The 19113-nt window shown below is 33.0% G+C and carries 15 protein-coding genes, 1 tRNA gene, 1 other RNA gene and 4 pseudogenes; 14 read left to right on the top strand and 7 right to left on the bottom strand.

Going from position 1 to position 19113, the window contains the following annotated elements:
• The first annotated feature begins 56 nt into the window (after window positions 1-56).
• From xseA to AAGD29_RS02585, 3 genes are all read left to right on the top strand, one after another.
• Window positions 57-1406, top strand: a complete 1350-nt coding sequence (gene xseA, locus AAGD29_RS02595) for an exodeoxyribonuclease VII large subunit (protein ID WP_341758403.1) — start codon at window positions 57-59, stop codon at window positions 1404-1406.
• Between the two features lie 26 nt (window positions 1407-1432).
• The gene (locus AAGD29_RS02590; RefSeq protein ID WP_341758402.1) at window positions 1433-3028 is read left to right on the top strand and encodes a transporter substrate-binding domain-containing protein; all 1596 of its coding nucleotides are present in this window, start codon (window positions 1433-1435) and stop codon (window positions 3026-3028) included.
• Between the two features lie 326 nt (window positions 3029-3354).
• Window positions 3355-7278, top strand: coding sequence for a hypothetical protein (locus tag AAGD29_RS02585; RefSeq protein ID WP_341758401.1), 3924 nt, complete (start codon window positions 3355-3357; stop codon window positions 7276-7278).
• Window positions 7279-7822: 544 nt separating this feature from the next.
• Here AAGD29_RS02585 and AAGD29_RS02580 read toward each other — a convergent pair.
• Window positions 7823-8143 (bottom strand): annotated as a pseudogene (locus AAGD29_RS02580) (transposase family protein); the annotation flags it as partial.
• A gap of 19 nt (window positions 8144-8162) precedes the next feature.
• A complete protein-coding gene (locus AAGD29_RS10220; protein ID WP_410521168.1) occupies window positions 8163-8597 on the bottom strand; it encodes a transposase in 435 nt (144 codons plus the stop codon).
• Between AAGD29_RS10220 and AAGD29_RS02570 the strand changes: the two genes are divergently transcribed.
• Window positions 8579-9616, top strand: coding sequence for an IS630 family transposase (locus AAGD29_RS02570; RefSeq protein WP_341758400.1), 1038 nt, complete (start codon window positions 8579-8581; stop codon window positions 9614-9616). The genes AAGD29_RS10220 and AAGD29_RS02570 overlap by 19 nt on opposite strands.
• The gene (locus tag AAGD29_RS10215) at window positions 9616-10020 is read left to right on the top strand and encodes a transposase (protein ID WP_410521183.1); all 405 of its coding nucleotides are present in this window, start codon (window positions 9616-9618) and stop codon (window positions 10018-10020) included. The genes AAGD29_RS02570 and AAGD29_RS10215 overlap by 1 nt, the downstream gene beginning before the upstream one ends.
• Before the next feature lie 9 nt (window positions 10021-10029).
• Here AAGD29_RS10215 and AAGD29_RS02560 read toward each other — a convergent pair.
• Window positions 10030-10547 (bottom strand): annotated as a pseudogene (locus AAGD29_RS02560) (transposase family protein); the annotation flags it as partial.
• A 78-nt stretch (window positions 10548-10625) separates the two neighbouring features.
• Between AAGD29_RS02560 and AAGD29_RS02555 the strand changes: the two are divergent.
• A pseudogene (locus tag AAGD29_RS02555) lies at window positions 10626-10874 on the top strand (transposase); the annotation flags it as partial.
• Between the two features lie 23 nt (window positions 10875-10897).
• Here the strand turns inward: AAGD29_RS02555 and AAGD29_RS02550 are convergent.
• The 3 genes and pseudogenes from AAGD29_RS02550 to ssrA all read right to left on the bottom strand — a co-directional run.
• A pseudogene (locus AAGD29_RS02550) lies at window positions 10898-11220 on the bottom strand (IS5 family transposase); the annotation flags it as partial.
• A gap of 214 nt (window positions 11221-11434) precedes the next feature.
• Complete coding sequence (locus AAGD29_RS02545) at window positions 11435-11917, bottom strand: ClpXP protease specificity-enhancing factor SspB (RefSeq protein ID WP_341758399.1); 483 nt, start codon at window positions 11915-11917, stop codon at window positions 11435-11437.
• Window positions 11918-12161: 244 nt separating this feature from the next.
• Window positions 12162-12518, bottom strand: a transfer-messenger RNA (tmRNA) gene (ssrA, locus tag AAGD29_RS02540).
• 177 nt (window positions 12519-12695) lie between these two features.
• On the opposite strand from ssrA, the gene AAGD29_RS02535 reads away from it, so the two are divergent.
• From AAGD29_RS02535 to AAGD29_RS02510, 6 genes are all read left to right on the top strand, one after another.
• Window positions 12696-13433: an ABC transporter substrate-binding protein gene (locus AAGD29_RS02535; protein WP_341754780.1), complete on the top strand. Its 738-nt coding sequence runs from the start codon at window positions 12696-12698 to the stop codon at window positions 13431-13433.
• Window positions 13418-13900 carry a flavin reductase family protein gene (locus AAGD29_RS02530; protein ID WP_341758398.1) on the top strand — a complete coding sequence of 161 codons (483 nt, stop codon included), beginning with the start codon at window positions 13418-13420 and terminating at the stop codon, window positions 13898-13900. The genes AAGD29_RS02535 and AAGD29_RS02530 overlap by 16 nt, the downstream gene beginning before the upstream one ends.
• Window positions 13897-14649, top strand: coding sequence for a 4-hydroxy-tetrahydrodipicolinate reductase (gene dapB / locus AAGD29_RS02525; protein ID WP_341758397.1), 753 nt, complete (start codon window positions 13897-13899; stop codon window positions 14647-14649). Before AAGD29_RS02530 ends, dapB begins: the two co-directional genes overlap by 4 nt.
• 119 nt (window positions 14650-14768) lie before the next feature.
• Complete coding sequence (rpmB, locus tag AAGD29_RS02520; RefSeq protein WP_341754519.1) at window positions 14769-15062, top strand: 50S ribosomal protein L28; 294 nt, start codon at window positions 14769-14771, stop codon at window positions 15060-15062.
• Window positions 15059-15286, top strand: a complete 228-nt coding sequence (gene rpmE, locus AAGD29_RS02515; RefSeq protein WP_341758396.1) for a 50S ribosomal protein L31 — start codon at window positions 15059-15061, stop codon at window positions 15284-15286. Before rpmB ends, rpmE begins: the two co-directional genes overlap by 4 nt.
• Before the next feature lie 378 nt (window positions 15287-15664).
• Window positions 15665-15741, top strand: a tRNA-Met gene (locus AAGD29_RS02510).
• A gap of 88 nt (window positions 15742-15829) precedes the next feature.
• Here AAGD29_RS02510 and ruvX read toward each other — a convergent pair.
• Complete coding sequence (ruvX, locus tag AAGD29_RS02505) at window positions 15830-16303, bottom strand: Holliday junction resolvase RuvX (RefSeq protein WP_341758395.1); 474 nt, start codon at window positions 16301-16303, stop codon at window positions 15830-15832.
• Window positions 16304-16342: 39 nt separating this feature from the next.
• On the opposite strand from ruvX, the gene AAGD29_RS02500 reads away from it, so the two are divergent.
• On the top strand, window positions 16343-17917 hold the full coding sequence (locus AAGD29_RS02500) for a phosphoethanolamine transferase (RefSeq protein ID WP_341758394.1): 1575 nt from the start codon (window positions 16343-16345) through the stop codon (window positions 17915-17917).
• On the top strand, window positions 17910-19073 hold the full coding sequence (lpxB, locus tag AAGD29_RS02495) for a lipid-A-disaccharide synthase (protein ID WP_341758393.1): 1164 nt from the start codon (window positions 17910-17912) through the stop codon (window positions 19071-19073). The genes AAGD29_RS02500 and lpxB overlap by 8 nt, the downstream gene beginning before the upstream one ends.
• Window positions 19074-19113: the final 40 nt, after the last annotated feature.

The following is a 19113-nucleotide window of genomic DNA, read 5'->3' as shown; positions in this document are numbered from 1 at the left end:
TAAAGTGCTTATATAAAATTATTTTCAAAATTCACTATCCAAATCAGTGTATCATTATGTTAGAAGAAGATAGTTTTATTACTAATCTAGTAGAACAGGAATTTTCAGTTACTGAAATTTCTAGTAAGATCAAGGAGTTGCTAGAGAATAATTTTGGTTATATTAGAGTAAAGGGAGAAATCTCTGGTCTTAAAATAGCAACTTCTGGTCATGGTTACTTTAATCTTAAAGAAAATACAGCTATTCTAGCCTGTACTTGTTGGCGTCCTGTACTTACAAAAATTAAGTTTGTACCAATTGATGGTATGGAAGTGGTAGCTAGAGGTAAGCTCTCTGGGTATGCAGGAAATTCACGATATCAGCTATCGGTAGAAGTCCTCGAACCCGCAGGTCTTGGTGCTATCATGCAAATTCTCAAGGAGCGGCAAGAGAGATTAGCACAAGAAGGTATATTCAATAAACCAAAAAAGCCACTACCTTTTCTGCCTAATAAGATTGGGGTGGTTACATCAATGACTGGGGCGGTAATTAAGGACATTATACACCGTATTAATGACCGCTGTCCATCTCATATACTAATATGGCCAGTTACTGTTCAAGGCGAAAATGCTGCAAGTGAAATTGCTAGTGCTATTTCAGGATTTAATGAATTAGATAAAGATATAAAACCCGATGTTATAATTGTTGCAAGAGGAGGGGGGTCTATAGAAGATCTGTGGGCTTTCAATGAAGAGGTAGTAGTACGGAGCGTATTTAATTCAGCTATTCCTATTATTTCTGCAGTTGGACATGAAGTAGATAATACTTTAATCGATTTAGTAGCTGATAGGCGAGCTCCTACACCAACTGCCGCAGCTGAATTTGCTGTACCTGTGCTTTCTAATCTACATTATACAATCAGTTCGTATTATGATGCATTACGCAGTCGTATTAATCAGCTAGTTAAATACGAACAGCAAGCCGTTAACTCTAATACTGACATTTTTAGGAGTATAACTACTTATATAGACTATAATCAACAACTTCTTGATGAACTCAGTTTTAGATTAACAGATTCTTTGCCTAACTTACTCAGGTTTAAAGTGGCAAAACTTGACTCACTTAATATAGAAATATTAAATCCTCTAAAAATAGTTAATTATCAGTCGTTAGAATTAGTGCATCAATCTAATTATATGCTAAAATCTATTAGCACTAAGTTAAAAAATTATGAGCATCAATTAAATTTAAATAATTTGCTACTTACAAGTCTAGATTATAAAACTGTACTAAAACGTGGCTTTGCGGTAATTAAATCAGAAGATGGAGAATTTATAACATCAAAAGTTGTTGCAAGCAAAAAACAAGAATTTAATATTAAGTTCTTTGACGGTGATATTAATGTATGCTGCAAAAACTTGGAATAGACCTTAATTAGGAGAACTAATGCAAAATGCAAGTACTTAAAAGTATCATCCCGATTATTATTATTGTGCAGAACTTTTTTACTTTTGCTAATCCTGAGGGCAGTAGTAATCAACTATCTAATATTCAGGACAAATATTTTACTCAATGTACTGAAGAAGTGTCTGATAAAGATAATCTGCTTGTTGATTGGTATCCACTAGAACCCTACCAATTTAGTCATATAGCTAAAAATGGTCACTATTGTGTTACTGGCTTAGATATTGAATTAATCAATAGTATTAGTAGCAAAATTAGCATTGGCGTACAATATGCTGATTCTGTGTGGGAGCGAGCAATATCAAATATAGGGCAGGGTGAAAGTGATATGGTGGCAGGAGCTGCTTATACTGCTGAGCGAGCAGTCTTTGCCAATTTTTCTCTTCCATATCGATTTGAAGAAATTTCCTTATTTACTTTACGTTCAGCAAAAAAATATTTGAGTTTTAGTAACATAAATGAATTTTTAGCTCAGATACGTTTACTAAATTTCCGTCTTGGTATAACTAAAAAAGCTCTTTATGGTGATGTAAGAACGACTGACTACCTAAATCAAGTGAGTAATAACGATATTATCATTAAATATGGAAGTAACCTAGAGTTATTTAATGGGCTGCTACGTAATGAAATTGATGGGTTTCTTGCTGACAGAATTTCAGGGGTAGCTCTTTCATTAAACTATATTAAAAAAGATCAAATAGAGGAAATCCCTACTGGTATTAAAACCCCTGTACATTTAATGTTCAGTAAGAAAACTGTATCTCCTAACGTAGTCGCACGGTTTAACGATTCAATTGAAGAATTTGTCAATAGCGATGAATATAAAAAAATCGTTAAAAGCTATATATATCATATTTTATTGCCAAAATCTATTGATTCAGAATGGTGTTATATTATTGGAGTTATAGGGAGTATAGCATTCGCAATTTCTGCTATCACTATATCCTCTAAAACAAATGCCACGTTGTTTGGTACTTTTGTATTAGCAATGTTACCATCTCTATTAGGATGTATTTTACTCGATATTGTAATAGTACAACACCATGGTGATAATATAAATCTTGTTTTGACTCCATATTATACTTTCCGTGTTTTTATAACGGTACTTGTTGGCTTCTCTACCGTTAAACTCCTAGCTTATTATAATAAGCAGTTATATGAAGATAGTTTTATCCAAAAAATATGGAGTAATACTCTTGTTATTTGTGATTCTTTAGGGCAAGCATCCTTTATGATAATTGGTGTTGTAACCGTAATTGTACAAAGAATTGAACCGTTAGAGTTTTGGGGACCATGTTTTGCGTGTTTGACTTCTAGTGCTGGTATAATACTGCGGAATTTAATTTGTAAGCATGACAAGAATATGGAGTATATACCTAGAGAAGTTAATTTTGAAATATTCATATTATGGGGTGGGATCTTTAGTATATTATTAGATGCTTATGCTTATAATCCTAATTATAGTACAATAAAATACTCTATTATTACGGTAATTGCAGGTGCTTTTGTCAGTAGGTTTTTAGTTCACTACTATAATATTCCAAACTTAACTTTTCGTTCGGATAATGGGGGTATTACGAATTAATTCTTTTAGCTAAGGTAATGGTGATAGAATTGATGTCATTCCCGCGTAGGCATTGCCCGCGTGGATCACTAGTACATCATTTCCGCGTAGGGTGATGTCACCCCTGCGAAAGCAGGGGTCTAAAGGTGTTAAATAGTCTTCTATGCTATTTTCTTAGACCCCTGCCTACGCAGGGGTGACATTCGAAGGCGCAGGGACATTGCTTCTAGTTAAGCTAAGATTAACATATGGCTAAAACCTTCTCAACCCAATTCGGGATAAGAATTGGCAAATTCTTATCCCGAATTCGCGTTTCTCAGGTTAACTATAATAAAGGAGAATTAGATATGAGTAAAACAGATGATAAGGTATCAACTTTTACTAAAGCCGTTAAGCAAGTTTTTAAATCGGCTAATCATACTTTGAAAAAGCTACAAGAAAATATTTATAAAAAAGAACAAGCAATATTAGATATAAAGAACCTTAAAGATCAAGAAAAAATTGCCAAACAATCAGCAAAAATAGAAAGAAAGATAAAAAAAATAGAGGGATATAAAGAATTAGTTGAGCAAAGGCAAGCATATTTATTAGCAGAAATGACTAGCTATAAAGCAGAAATTACTAGGTATAAAGAGTTAATTGTATTAGCAGGGCAAAAACCTCAAGAAAAAAAGACAAAGGAACAACTGAAGTCATGGGAAGAAAAACTTAAAGCATGCAACAAAGAGATAGAGGATTATAACAAGTTAGTTAACTTACATGACAAACAACAAGTAGGAAAGGAGATAAAACAGGAACAAAAGCAACAAGAACAACAGCAAAAGCAAGAAAAAAAGGAGATAAAGCAACAGCAAAAGCGAGAACTTTCCTATCAAGAAGAAAAAGAAAAATTTTTTAAAATATGTAGCGATATTTTAAAAGATCAAACTCATTTAGAGAAAATATTATCTCCTTTAGCAGAGCCACGAACAAAAGAAAAAGGTATTGCTAAAGGTCAGGCATTTAAAGCTGCCATAGAGGGCATACAATTTGCAGTAAGTCATGCTAAAACAACTGTTGGTGTTATAACTTCAGGGGGGTTTTATGCTAAGGAAATAGAGAAATTACAGAAAATATTAAATGGTGAAGAAAAATATGATCCATCTAACTCTCCTTTCTTTATAAAATTATTGCAGGATTCTGATACAAAAACATTTCTTGCTCAAAATGTCGAAATAATTAATGGACTAGTGGAAAATCTTGCTCCAATTCTTGCCAAGATTGCATTAAAAGAGTTGGGGAAAATAGATGAGATACAAAAAGATTTTAATTCTAAAAAAGATGATATACAGAAATTACCGGAACTAGACAAAGAATTACAAAAGCTAAAATTGTTGACAACAAGAAAAGAATCTAAAATTAAAGAATTAGAAGAAAAAATTGATTCTTTAAAGTCTCTACAAGCCAAGTATGATAGGGCTATTTTATTACAAGAATTAAAGAAAGCTGGTTTTGATGAAAAATATATAAATAGTCAATTATTACCTATTGTCAAAAATACCGTTGTTGAGATACTTAAAAACCCTGAAAATATTATAGAAATTGTGCAGCTAACTGCCTATAGAGCTTTATCTGATGACCCTCAAGTAAAAAAAGATTTACTTGGTACAATATTAGATAAAATAGATCTTAGTGTACTCATAAAAAATGATATACTATCTAAATTCTTAATTAATGATGGAGAAAATATAGCAAAAGCATTGCAAATAATCATTGGATCAAATACAGAACTGCAGGGAACGCTTAGTAGCTTAGGAATGGGAAAAGAATTATTACCGGAAGTAGTACCTGTGCTTTCAGAACTTATTGGTAACATTTTAGCAAACCATGAAGGGGTTAGTAATATATATGAAGCTTTAAAGCCAGTTATATTGGATAATACTGATGATAAAGTGCGAGAGGCTAAAACTATTTCGGAAGTAAGTCACCTAGATAAACAAGGTGGAGCTAAAAAACTTGCTATTGTAAAACAGTTACCTAATATTTTGTTACAAGATGCAACCTTAACAACACTAAAGGAGAGATTGCCGGATGTTTTAGCAAAAAATAAAACAGAGATTGCCAATATTGCTGTTCAAGTTCTGCCAAAGTTGCTTGCAACACTAAAGAGTAATGCTGAATCTTTAGCTCAAAGCAATACTCAAAATTTAAAAAAGGAGGATATTTATAAAGTAGTAGTATCACCTATTGTTCCAATTCTAGCTAATGTGAGCCCTGAATTTTATGGGAAGGTAATTCCTCTAGCTATTGATGTGCTACAAAATACCATGAAAGCACTAAGTATAAAGCAAATAAAGGGACTCTATCAAGATATACAAACAATAAATCAGGAAACTGGTGATATTAAATTAAAAGATCAAGCTACAGAAAGACTAGTTAAACAATTTATAGGATTACTTGAAAATGCAGATATCCAGCAAAATATAAAGGAGGATTTGCCAAATTTACTTAGAGCAAATACAGGAACTATCAAGGCTATAGTTAATAATATTAGCAATAATAATCCCCAAATTGCAAGATATGGTGTGCCACAAGAATTGATAGATGCTACAGTACCATTAATTGTCGATATAGTGTCAGGAGGTCTTAGTGCAGTGCCAGAGCTAGTTAGAATTAATAGTAATTTAGCTAAGTACCAAAATGAAGCTAGTAATGAAGCTACGTTAGGAATTTTGTCTAATATAATTGATGATGTAGGTAGGATTGCTCAAAATATTACTCCTCTATTAACTAAGAGCATCCCTGCTTATTTACAACAAAATAAAGATACTATTTTAACAGTTACAAAAAATGTAACTGAGCAAAAAGAGATTAAAGCTAGCCTAGATCCTGCTGGAGTTAAACCTGAGCTAGTATTAAAGATGGCTGAGTTAGCTATTGATACTGTCCCACAAATATTACCAATAGCAGCTGATTTGGTTAATGCTACTTTAAAAGATAAAGAGGGGGTAACAACTATTATTACTAAAATTCAGGACCTAGTAAATAGTCCTGAACAAGAGAAAATTGCTCAAGCTATTACAGTAGCAGATTCTATTTTAGATTTTATAAATAAACCAAAAAATGTAGAGGTGAGGAAAATAATTGATAAAGATATTCCAAATTTTCTTGGCAAGAATGCTGAGCGATTTGGTTCTGTAGTTGATGAATTTCTCAATACAACAGTTGTGGGTAGGAATTTAAAAGTAAAAGGTCAGGAAATTATTGAATTAGCCAGCAAAAAGATACCAGATTTAACAAATATAGCCGAACAATTTAAGACTGGTAATTATAACATGGTTATGTTCGGGATATTCAAATTGTTATCTGACAAGAAATTAATAGGAATAGTATCAAAAACATTAGTTGAAGGGGCTAGATTCCTAATACAAAGAAGTTTTACCTCACTGAGAACCCGTAGACAAAAATGGAGTAAATCTTTAGACGAAATTCACTTTAGTTTTTCTAATAAAGATTCTCAGCAGAGTTCTCAGCAAATAGATGAACGGAAACTTGATTTAGGCGAGTTACTTCAACAACAAGCTGATGCCACTGATATTGGTACAATCTCAAAAACTGTAGAATATTCTCTAATAAGTAGAGATTTCAGAGGTTTGGTTTTTGACAAAGAAAATCCGATACCTACTGAAAATGTTATAATTAATGGGTTTAATTTTGATAATGCGATATTTAAAGAACGGTCTTTTCAAAATAGCGAAATTAGCAATTGCTCTTTTAAAGGAGCTATTTTTAAAGATAAAATTAGTTTCGAAGGGGCAACTATTGATGCAAAATCTTTAAAAACTCTTTTGTCTGCAATTAATCAATATAATAAAAATCATGCAAATAATAAAATAACTTTAGATAATGTTAAAATTGTTGGCGATATAAGTGGGCTAACATTTAAAGATATTTCTATGAAAGGCACGGATTTGACTGAGGCACAATTTACTTCAGAAGGCTCTAAGAGCAAGGCAATTAGTAAAGCTACGTTTGATCAGGTTAGTTTTGACGAGAAGACGAAATTACCTGAATATAAAAAAGATGTTCAAAGTGAGGCTAGAAAAATAGGACAAGAAGCAACCAGTTATGTGGCAAAGAGTACTAAAAGCAAGAATAGTGAAATGGCCATTAATGATATAAAGGATAGTGTATCTAAACATGTTATGCCAAATGGATCATCTAACAGCGATATAAAACGTTTGCCATCTCCTAAGTCTAAACAAGCAACAATTACTGGAAGCGTAATATAATACTAAATTTAGTGATATACTGCAAAAACTTGAAGAATTGGTAAACCAATTTTCAAGTTTTTGGGTATTGAGTGAGTCTATAATAGAATTTGTGTGTGTGCCAAGAAACATAGTACCCTACATTTTTCTATAATCGTCATCGCGAGGCATCTTTAGATGCCGTGGCGATCTAGGTAAACAGCGAAGCTGTTTTTTCTAGTACGCTTCGCGTATCCTGGATTGCCGCGTCGTCGCTTTCAGCGACTCCTCGCTAATAGACGATCAGCAGCCATTTTAATAGTGGTTATATAAAAAATGTAGGGTACTATGGCCAAGAAAAGGTGCATTAATCTTATGGGTGAAAGTCCCGTTATATGTCAATTCGGGATAAGGGATAAGAAAGAATAGTGTAGATATAAGAGTTGCAAGGAGTTAATGCCTAGATACTTAATATTCTTATGCATTTGTTATTTGGCGAGGAAACAGGTAGTTATTTTATTGATGCAACGACAATCAAGGCTTGCCATAATAAAAGGCAATAGACCTCTTTCGAAACTGGTTGACGTAGTTCAAAATTATAAATGCCAGAGATCAAATTAAATCTAAGACCAAATCTTTTACGTCTATTTCGATATTTGTCAGCAATAATTTTGAACCGTTTTAGCATACCAATAACGTTTTCATTTAGAACTCTTTCTCCTGCTAACCTACGATTATTCTTTTTATCATTTTTAGTTAAAGGATTTTTCTTGCTTTTTTTCTTTGGTAATTCAGAATTATTGTGAATTTTTTGTATACCTTGATATCCTGTATCAGTAATCGCTTTAACCTTAGGATGGATAAGAATTTTGGATTCCTTAAATAATCTAAAGTCATGTTTTTTACCTCAGTACAGGACAAAAAGATTAACAAGGTGATAATCGGAGTAAAGATGGTATTATTGGCTTAATAAATTTTGTTATAACTTCCATCCATTTTTCCATCATTTCTGCAATATTCAAAAATATTCTCTGCAAGTAATCTAAGCCATACCTGAATAAGGATATAGACTTTCTACCATGTTTTTTAAGCTTTATAGGTTTGATAGAATTTTGCCATTGACCCACAACATAAGCAAAAGTAAATGCTATAGCAAGTAAACCAAGCAATTTACTAATTCTATCTAAATGTATTATATGGGTATTTTCAAAATTGAAGCCCCGCGTCTTAAGGCAAGCAAAAAAGTTTTCTATTTCCCATCTTTTTTTATATATATTTAGTGCTATATACTGCTCGTAAATGAAGAGTTGAAGGAAGAGAAGAAAGAAGCTAGAATATGATAATGGGAAATATTTTAACATCTGAACAAAGAACGGCACTGAAGTCACGTCATGGTAATGAACGAGATAGGAGAGTATGTGACCGAATTAAGGCAGTTTTGCTGTATGATAAAGGTTGGAGCTATGGAGAAATAGCAGAAGCATTGCTGTTAAGTGAAGAAGCTATAAGAAAGCATGTAAGAGATTATCAAAAATTTAATAAATTAGAGACAGCTAACGGTGGTAGTGCAAGTAAGCTAAGTGAGCTAGAAGAGAAAGAGTTAATAGAGCATTTAGAAATATGTAATTATGTTTATGCCAAAGATATCAGCAATTACATAGAAGAAAAATACGGTGTTAGCTATACAATAGCAGGAGTAACAAAACTATTAAGGAGATTAGGCTTTGTATATAAAAAGCCAAAGATCGTACCTGGCAAGCTTGATGTAGATAAGCAAGAACTATTTAAGCTAGAATATAGTTTGTTAAAAGGTAATCTCAAGGCTAAAGAAGCTATATATTTTATGGATAGCGTTCATCCTCAGTATCAAACAAAAGCCCGTTATGGTTGGATCAGAAAGAATCAAAATAAAACTTTACCAACATTTAGTGGCTGGAAAAGGAAGCATTTAATAGGAGTAATTAATTTATCTGATTTGCAATTAGTTAGCACAGATAATCCTAAAGTAAACGGTGATTATATAATCAATTTTCTACAAAAATTAGAAGCAGAAAATCCTAATAAAGAGAAGATATATTTGATTTGTGATAATGCTGGGTATCATAAGTCAAAGAAAGTAAAGGAGTATCTAGTAAATAGCAAAATAGAATTAGTATTTTTACCTCCCTATAGCCCTAATCTTAATCCGATTGAACGATTATGGAAATTTATGCATAGAATTGTAACAAATAATAAATTTTACCATAATTTTGCTCAATTCTCAGAAGCTATAGATAGATTTTTTGGTAATATTGATAAATACAAAGGTAATTTGCTTACTCTTATAACTGACCAATTTCAGACTATAACTTTTAATCATTTTGCCAACTCTTCAGGTTAATTGAGTATATTAGGGTTATCATTGGTAGCTATGATAACCCTAATATAGCACTAAATATATATAAAAAAAGATGGGAAATAGAAAACCTTTTTGCTTGCCTTAAGACGCGGGGCTTCAATTTTGAAAATACCCATATAATACATTTAGATAGAATTAGTAAATTGCTTGGTTTACTTGCTATAGCATTTACTTTTGCTTATGTTGTGGGTCAATGGCAAAATTCTATCAAACCTATAAAGCTTAAAAAACATGGTAGAAAGTCTATATCCTTATTCAGGTATGGCTTAGATTACTTGCAGAGAATATTTTTGAATATTGCAGAAATGATGGAAAAATGGATGGAAGTTATAACAAAATTTATTAAGCCAATAATACCATCTTTACTCCGATTATCACCTTGTTAATCTCTTTGTCCTGTACTGAGGTTTTTTACCGTTAGAAAAATCTGTACATATTACTTGGTGTGTTTTCTTGTCTACCACTATTTGAGTTTTTAGTGTATGCCTTTTCTTCTTTCCTGAATAATAGAATTTTTGTTTTTTTTGGGTCTTTCTATAGGACTCTCAGTAGCATCAATCAAGACTACTTCATAATTCATATCACTCTTCATTAGAGCTTTACGACCTGGAAGAGCAAAGTTTGGGTGTTTAACTAGGGTGTCTTCTACCCATTTAACAGCTTTATATGCTGAACTTTCACTAATCCCATAGTTCTGACCTATATGGAAATAAGTACGGTATTCTCTAAGGTATTCTAAGACCATCAGCAACTGTTCCTCCAAATTGAGCTTATTTTTACGCCCACCTTTTGATTTCTTAAGACCATCAGCTTGCCTCAAAATATCCACCATCTTTGAGAATGTTCCCTTCTTTACTCCTGTTAATCGACGAAATTTTTCATCCTCTAACTCTTTAATCTGATCGAATTTCATATTATTACTTCAAATCAGATATTTATAACACCATTCTACATCATTGTCTAGTTTCGAAAGAAGCCTAATGAAAAAGGACAATTTTTAGCATTAAAAATGACTAAAGGAAACGTTGATGATAGGATTCCAGTACCTGAGTTAACAGATGGTTTAACTGGAGTTATGTATGCAGATAAAGGATATATTAAGCAAAACTTATTCGTCAGTTTATATGAAAGAGGATTAAAAATGGTGCATGGGATTAAGAAAAATATGCCAAATAAATTAATGGGTTTAAAGGAGAAGATTATGCTCTCAGTACATGACATAAAGGTTAACATGATATAGTTGTTGGTCATCATCTAACTCTTTTTTTTAGCACCAGCACTATGTTGATGAGTCCTAACAATGGTTGAATCAATCATGGCATACTCGTTATCAGCATCTTCAGCCAGCATCTCAAAAACCTTTTTCCACACACCTGTCTTGCTCCACCTTGAATGACGTAGGTGAATCACTCGAAAATCTCCAAAACGTTTAGGTAGGTCTCTCCAAGGTATACCAGCCCTATATCTATACAAGACTGCTTCTACAAATAGGCGATTATCCTTGGCTGTTACACCAACAGACTCTTTCCTTCCAGGTTATCTTTAATCCGATCCCATTGATCGTCACGTAGAGCATATCGACGCATAGAGAAGATTTATCCTTAATTTTCTCTCTATTACACAACAAATAAACCCTCCTGTCAACTTAATTGATGACACGCCCTAGACTATCTAAAACAATTGCCGCAAATAGCCAAGAAAACTATTTAGACTTTTCTAGACTCCTGCTTTCGTGAGGGTAACATCAACCCTAACAGGAGAGGCTAACTTGTTACATCGAACTCAGTTTATGTAGATTATCTACACGGGTTTACTGGGTTTCCGAAATTTGTCCAAAACTATTATATTATCTGCTGAATTAGATTTACTTTTAGAATCGCTAGATACCTTAATTGTTTCTCTTTTCTTCTCGTTAGGTAATTCATTAGATTTGATTGTTTCTAGCTTAAACTTTAGGCTGTAACCATTATTAGGATCAACAAAGCTGATAAGCGAATCAAATGGTACATAGATAGTTTCTTTGATACCATCAAAACTAATTGTTACAGAAAAGCCATTGAGTCCTGCAGTTAAATCTTCAAATTGATGTTGTATTACTATAGTGATTTCTTTTGGATAACGTTTTTTTATCCTAGAAGATAAAACTACTGCAGGATTATCAGTTCTGTAAGAAATATACAAGAGTTGATTCATCTGCAACTTATCGGTACGAATTTTTGAAAGAATCTTTTTTACAAATTCCAACATACATTCGTTCAGAAATTGTTGATATGGGGTGTTCATAGTTATAAACTAAATAAAGAAAATAACACAAAACTAGATATAGCTAATCCGAAAATGTTTGATCCATAGTAATAACCTTGATGTCATTACCCGCTTTCGCGGGAATGACATATCTTCTAGTAACATTAACATATAACTAAAACCTTTTCAGGTTAGCTATAGGCTGAACAAAATTTAAATAGTCTTATTCAAGCCTTATTCACATGAGGTTTTGTATATCTCTAGTTATGCAAGATAAAATTCTAGCGGGGCTTTTTCTGTTGCCCGGTTAAGCCCCCAACCGCGTAGGATTAGGCAGCTAGTGCTGCAGTTCCTACGAAACGTTCATTATCATTTGCGTTTCTTTTTTTAACCCAACGACACAAGGTCCGGCGGAATTATACCGAGTAAAGATAATTTTTTTATTAAGCACGTCGATCCTATTTCGCCCCCATGAAAGCTTATGGATAGAACCTGTAGTATCCTTCTATCACAACTTAATTTGGTGGAAGCGTCGGGTACCGCCCCCGAGTCCGCAACCTCTATTCTAAATCACGTTTATTACTATAGCTACAAAAGCAGCAATTTTATGCTACAACAATTATAATAGGATGTAAAGGGCTAAATTTTAAAAAAGTCTATTGTATATACTTATAAGAAGTGCGATAATAATTAACATGAGTTCGATTCTAATCCCCTCGATGTCATTCTTAGCAACGGCGGGAATGACATTATACCCAGTATGGAAGGATAATTATTACATCGAACTCAGATTAATTAAAACAGTTATTTGATTTTTATGAAACTAATAAAGCTATTCTTTCTTGTTATATGTTGTTCCTTTTTGATGACTGGTTGTGATAATCAATCTAAGGAACAAAATTTAATAGTTGCAACTTCTGCAGATAACCCCCCTTACGAATTTATCCAAAATGGTCAAATAGTAGGATTTGATATTGATATTATTAATGCTATAGGAGAACAAATAGGGAAAAAAGTTATAATTAAAAATTTTGATTTTAATGGTTTACTTGCATCCTTGACTACTGAAAATGTTGATATAGTGATAGCTGGATTATCGGTAACCGAAGAGCGTAAAAAACATATTAGCTTTTCAGTTCCTTATATATCAACGAATGTGTCAATATTGTATAGATCAGCAGATAATTTAAAGAATACTGGAGATTTGGATAATAAAGCTGTGGGTGTACAACTTGGTACAACATGGGCGGTAATAGTTCAGGATTTAGCTAAGCGGTTTAATATTAGAATAAATTATTTATCAAATAATTTAATGCTAGTCGAAGAGTTAAAGTCAAAAGTTATAGATGCGGTGGTACTAGAGGCATCCCAATCTAAGAAATTTATTGAAAATAATCCTGATCTTGCTAGCTTCAGTTTAACAGAGTTTTCATCTGAACTAGCTATCGCTATGCCAAAAAATTCTAAACTTATTGAGAGTGTTAATAGAGCTATTGCTGAATTGACAGAAGATGGGACAATTAGCCGTATTACTAAAAAATGGCTTCAACAGTGAATTCCGAACGATTTAAACAAGCTCTTAGCACTTTGCCTACAGGTGTTACTATTATCACTACTTTATACAATAATAAGCTATTTGGTTTTACTGCAGATTCCTTTACCTCAGTTTCCTTGTTACCACCTTTGGTATCGTTTTGTCTTGATAAACAAGCTTTTAGTATGAGTGCTTTTACTAGTAGTGAGTATTTTGCTGTTAGTATTCTAGCTGAGAATCAAGAAGATATTTCTAGGCATTTTTCTAAGTTTAACACTGATAAATTTGCGGGTATTTCGTATAATTTAGGGTGTGCTACTAATTGTCCTTTGATTGAGGGGGCAGTTTGCCATATTGAATGCAACAAATTTAGTCAATATGAAGTAGGAGATCATGTTATATTGATTGGTGAGGTAATAAATACTATAGTGAACAGTAACTTAAACCCACTAGTACATTGTTTAAGACAATATAGAGGATTAAAATGACTGTTTGTATAGGTGTTTGTGGTGCAACTGGTAAAATGGGGCAGATGATAATTCAAAGAATGAATGGATTTAATGCTTGTACACTTTCTACAACATTTACTAGAAAAAATAGCATAGATGATCTTGCTGTGTTTTGTCAGAATTCTGATGTAATTATCGACTTTTCTAGCAGTGAAATATTAGAAAAATTACTTGATTATGCTATTAGCTACAACAATAAATTAGTTATTGGCACTACTGGTTTGACTCAATATCAGCTTGATCACTTAAACGTAGCTTCCAAAAGCTTGGCTATATTATATTCAGCTAATATGAGTTTAGGTGCGAACTTACTTACAGTACTGGCAGAAAAGGCGGCAAAAATTCTAGATAATACTTACGATATAGAGATTCTAGATTGTCACCATCATATGAAGAAAGACGCCCCTTCTGGTACAGCTATAATGTTGGGTAAGGCTGTAGCTAAGGCTAGAAATTTAGATTTTGATGAATATGCAGTATTTAATCGTAGTCAAAAAGGTCAAAGACAGCCTGATGAAATTGGTATTAGTTCTATTAGGGGAGGGCAGGTACATGGGGAGCATGAAGTGTTATTTTTAGGTAATAACCAAGTTCTTAGTATAAAACATCAAGCATTAAGTAAAGAATCCTTTGCTGATGGTGCAATTCAGGCTGCCGTTTGGTTATTTGATAAACCAGCCGGTCTTTATTCAATGCGTGATATGTTCTCGCTACTTCAAAAATGTTGACGATTTTTGCATAAAGTTTGCATAAAAATTTCCATGAAAATGTATAATAATATACATTGACATAAGACCTTATTATATAGTATAATCCTGTGTTATAAATTATGGGAAGGGAGATCACGATGTCTCGTAGATGTGAGCTTAGTGGAGTAGGTGTTTTATATGGTAATAAAGTATCACACTCACAAAGAAAAACTAGAAGACGATTTGAACCTAACCTAAGGGTGGTGAGGTTTGTAAGTGATCTGACGAAGCAAGAATATAAGCTTTCGGTAAATGCCAAATGTATGCGTTCTGTTGAGAAAGTAGGTGGTTTTGATGCATATATGCTTAAAATATCATGTGATGTACTCTCAGATAAAGCACAGGTAATTAAAAGAAAGATAGCTGAAAAAAAAGTTGGTGCTTCATTATGAAAACTGGAATACACCCAAAATATAAAAAATTCAAAATTATTATCAGTAAGGATGTTTTTGAAACAAATTCCGGTGGTCATGCAGAAGAGATTCTGATGGATGTTGATTATAGGAAACATCCAGCATGGACTAAAGAATCTGGAAATGTTGTTAACCAATCTAATAAAAATATCAGTGACTTTAATAAAAAGTTTGCTGGGCTTAGTTTTGGTAAAAAGATATAGCTAAGCTTTTTACTCAAGGTGGATGTCAACCTGAACGGGGTGGAGGATTTGTTAAAACTAAGTAGTTTAGATTCTGAAATAAATTTAGGATGACGTCATAGTAGGTGCGTATATTATAGGAGTGTCTACGAATTGAGGAATTTTTAGGAAAAATGCAGCTGAGTATACTCGAACGATCCTACGAATTGGATTTGAAAATGAGGGACAAGCGAACTAGGTGCATATTTCATGAGTATGCTAGTTCCTGATATTTTCAAAAAACAATTTTTCAAAGCAGGAGAGTATCCCACAAGCAGTGTACAAATGTACGTGAGGAACGGAAGCAAATTTTGACAACAAAATTACCAAAAAAAATCAATTCACAGGCACTTCCATTATCGTGGGGTGGAGCAGTTTGGTAGCTCGTCAGGCTCATAACCTGAAGGTCGTTGGTTCAAATCCAACCCCCGCAACCAATTATGGTACGAATTTTAGTCTATCTGAGTTTGTTCTTGCAGTGTCCCATATATGACGCTCATGTATCTGTACCACACTAGGATACACTTAGGCTCTGTGGAGTTTCTTAATAGAATCTAAAGTAGTTTCTAAAATCATACTTGCTGCGATTGAATCATCTTTTTGGTTACGTTCTCGTCTTTTGATTCCTAGCGATTTTAATAAACTATTGGCAGCAAGGGAAGTAAGTCTTTCATCTTGTAGATATATAGGAAGATTTATAGCTAAACTAAGCTTTTTGCTGAATTTTAATACAATCGCAGTTTGATCACTAGCTTGACCATTCATACTAATCGGCAGCCCTACGACAACACCACAGCTAGAATAGGTTGCGATCAAATCTAATATTGATTTGATCTTATTTTCTTCTGTTATCTCATATATAGTTTTTATAGGCATAGCGATGGTATGTTCTTGATTTGAGATAGCGATGCCTGTTTTTCGTGTCCCATAATCAACAGATATAATTGGTCTATTAACTTGTAAAAGTTGAAAAAACTCTTGCAGTGTTGATGTTATCATGATACCTAAGTTACAACCATACAAAAGTACGTTATTTATATGTTAAAACTAATCCAAAAACATTTAGATAGTAAACTAATCAAACTATCTTTGGTGTTCTCTTTTATTTATTTTCTACTTTTTAATTCAGCAGTTATTGTTTACAAGTTCAGCTACTACAAAGTCACTTTTTTTAAAGCAATATTGGAGTTGAGTAAGGACTCTATTTATATTTGCTTTACTTGCTTTATCATTTTTTTTGGTTTAACTATTCATCGACTTGTTTTTATAATAGGAGCAATATTTTTATTTATAACGGGAGCAATTGCCAGCTATTATCTATATCTTTTCAAAATTTCTCCTACAAAAGAGATGATGGGTAGCTTTTTCTCTACTGACTTCAATGAAGTATATGAGATAGCTAGTATTAGGCTAATTGTTTGGCTAGTTTTTAGCCTAGCTACTTGTATTTATACGATGAAGCATTTCTCTATTTTAGATAGTAAACTATTCGTTACAAAATTACTATCGGCAATTTGTCTTTTAATTACCATTAATAATATTATTATGCCGCAGTTTAATTTGCTAAAAGGTTATTTTCCTATCCAATATTTACATAATACATATTTATCTTTAAATAGCAAAAAAAGTGCAATGCGTGATGATATAAGTAAGAAGTTTTCTTTCATTGATCAATCGGATCAAAATATTACAGTGGTACTTGTAATAGGAGAATCAGCACGATTTGATCATTTTGGTATTAATGGTTATCACAGGGACACTACTCCATATTTAAGTTCTGTTGAAAATCTTTTTTCATTTAAAGCACAGTCTGCTTCCAATCACACACATCTTTCTGTCCCATCTCTTCTATCTCGCCATCCTGCGAGTAGCTTAGACAAAAGTACAGAAGAAACGAGTTTTTTATCAATTTTTACCATGCTTGGTTTTAACACTAATTGGATTGGCACTCAGAGTATAGTAGGATACTTAAGAAGTAAAAATCCAGTTACAATTTATGATGAAGTTAGGTTTGCTATAATACCCAGTGGTTCTATTTTATTAAAGAGGCTTGATCACGATGGAGAAATGTTACCTCATATTGAAAATAATATTGTAAATTCTACTACTAAAAATGTTTTAGTTATCCACACAGCTGGTAGTCATTGGAAATATTCTGCTAGATATCCTAAAGAATTTCAAAAATTTACTCCTAAGTGTAATTCCATTACTAAGGTAGATCAGAGCAGTTGTGATATTGAAGGGTTGATTAATGATTACGATAATACCATTTTATATACAGATTTTTTTTTGTATAATGTAATAGGTCTATTAAAAAATAGTAACGCTATCCTAATGTATGTTTCTGATCATGCAGAATCTTTGGGAGAACATGGTTATTACGGTCACGGTGGACCTATGATTCCAGAACAGACCACAGTGCCTTTTCTAGTTTGGGTATCGAATGAATTTAAAAAAAAACATCCTGATTTGGTAAGTTCTATAGCCAATCATTTAGGCACTGAAATTAGTCATGACTATGTATTTCATTCGATCCTTAATTGTGTTGGCATTCATTCTGCTGTGATTGACAAAAATTTAAGCCTATGTAGTAAGCAGCGGTCAAATGGCTAAAATTTATCTAATTGCTGGTGAAATTTCAGGAGATTTTATAGGGAGTCATTTGATACAAAGCCTAAAAGATATCTATAAGCTGGAGGAGATGCAATTAGAGTTCGTTGGTGTAGGGGGGAGCAAGATGGAAGAAGCGGGGTTAGAGCATAGCCTTTTCCCGATTAGTCAAATAAACCTTATGGGTTTCGTCGAAATTATACCACATATTTTTAAGATCACTAAGCTAATCAAGCGTACTATTGCTGATATAATTCAGCATGCCCCAGATTTGTTAATTACCATAGACTCGCCAGGCTTTACTTATAGAGTGGCAAAGAAGATTCGAGCAGTCCGACCCAATTTAAAGATTATGCACATTGTCGCACCCTCCGTTTGGGCATACAAACCTTCTCGGGCTATGAAATACGCTAAAATTTATGATTATTTGTTGGCTTTACTGCCATTCGAGCCACCATACTTTCAGAAGGTAGGTCTAGATTGTCGGTATATTGGTCATCCAATATTAGAGCAGTATTTTTATGATGATAAAGATAAAGAGCTATTAAAGCGAGAATTACAAATACCTGTTCACTCAGAAGTGTTATGTGTCACTTGTGGTAGCCGCAAAGGTGAAATAACAAAACATGCTCCGGTATTCACGGCGGCGATCAATCTACTAGCAAAACAATTCCCTAATCTTGAAGTGATATTTGTCACGGCTGAGCCTAGTCATAAATCTTTAATTGAACCATTTTTATCAGATGCAGTATTTAACTACCATTTCTCAAGTGCTAGACTTAAGATTTTTGCTGTAGCTACCGTTGCTTTAGCAAAATCTGGCACTAATACCTTAGAAATTGCCGCTTGTAATACTCCGATGATTGTTGCTTATAAATTAAATATATTAAGCTTTTTTTTAATAAAGTTACTAATAAAAATACCTTATATTTCTTTGATTAATATTATTGCTAATAAAGAGATATTACCAGAATTTATCCAGTTTAACTGTACTAAATCAAATATAGCAGATAAGCTTACATCACTATTAGATGACAAGGAAAAAGCAGCACAGCAAGTGAAAGAAAGCAGGAAGATTTTAATAGAATTAGGTTTTAAAGGCCCTAGCTCTCCTTCAAGCGTAGCAGCATATATTATAAAGTCAGAATGTTTAAATTGATATATATAATAAATATCAAGTTTGTGCAAAAGGTGAAAGC

Source organism: Candidatus Tisiphia endosymbiont of Ditula angustiorana (assembly GCF_964026425.1).
Lineage (GTDB): Bacteria > Pseudomonadota > Alphaproteobacteria > Rickettsiales > Rickettsiaceae > Tisiphia.
The sequence above is the reverse complement of the archived record's forward strand: the minus strand, read 5'-3'. Positions and strand labels throughout refer to the sequence as shown.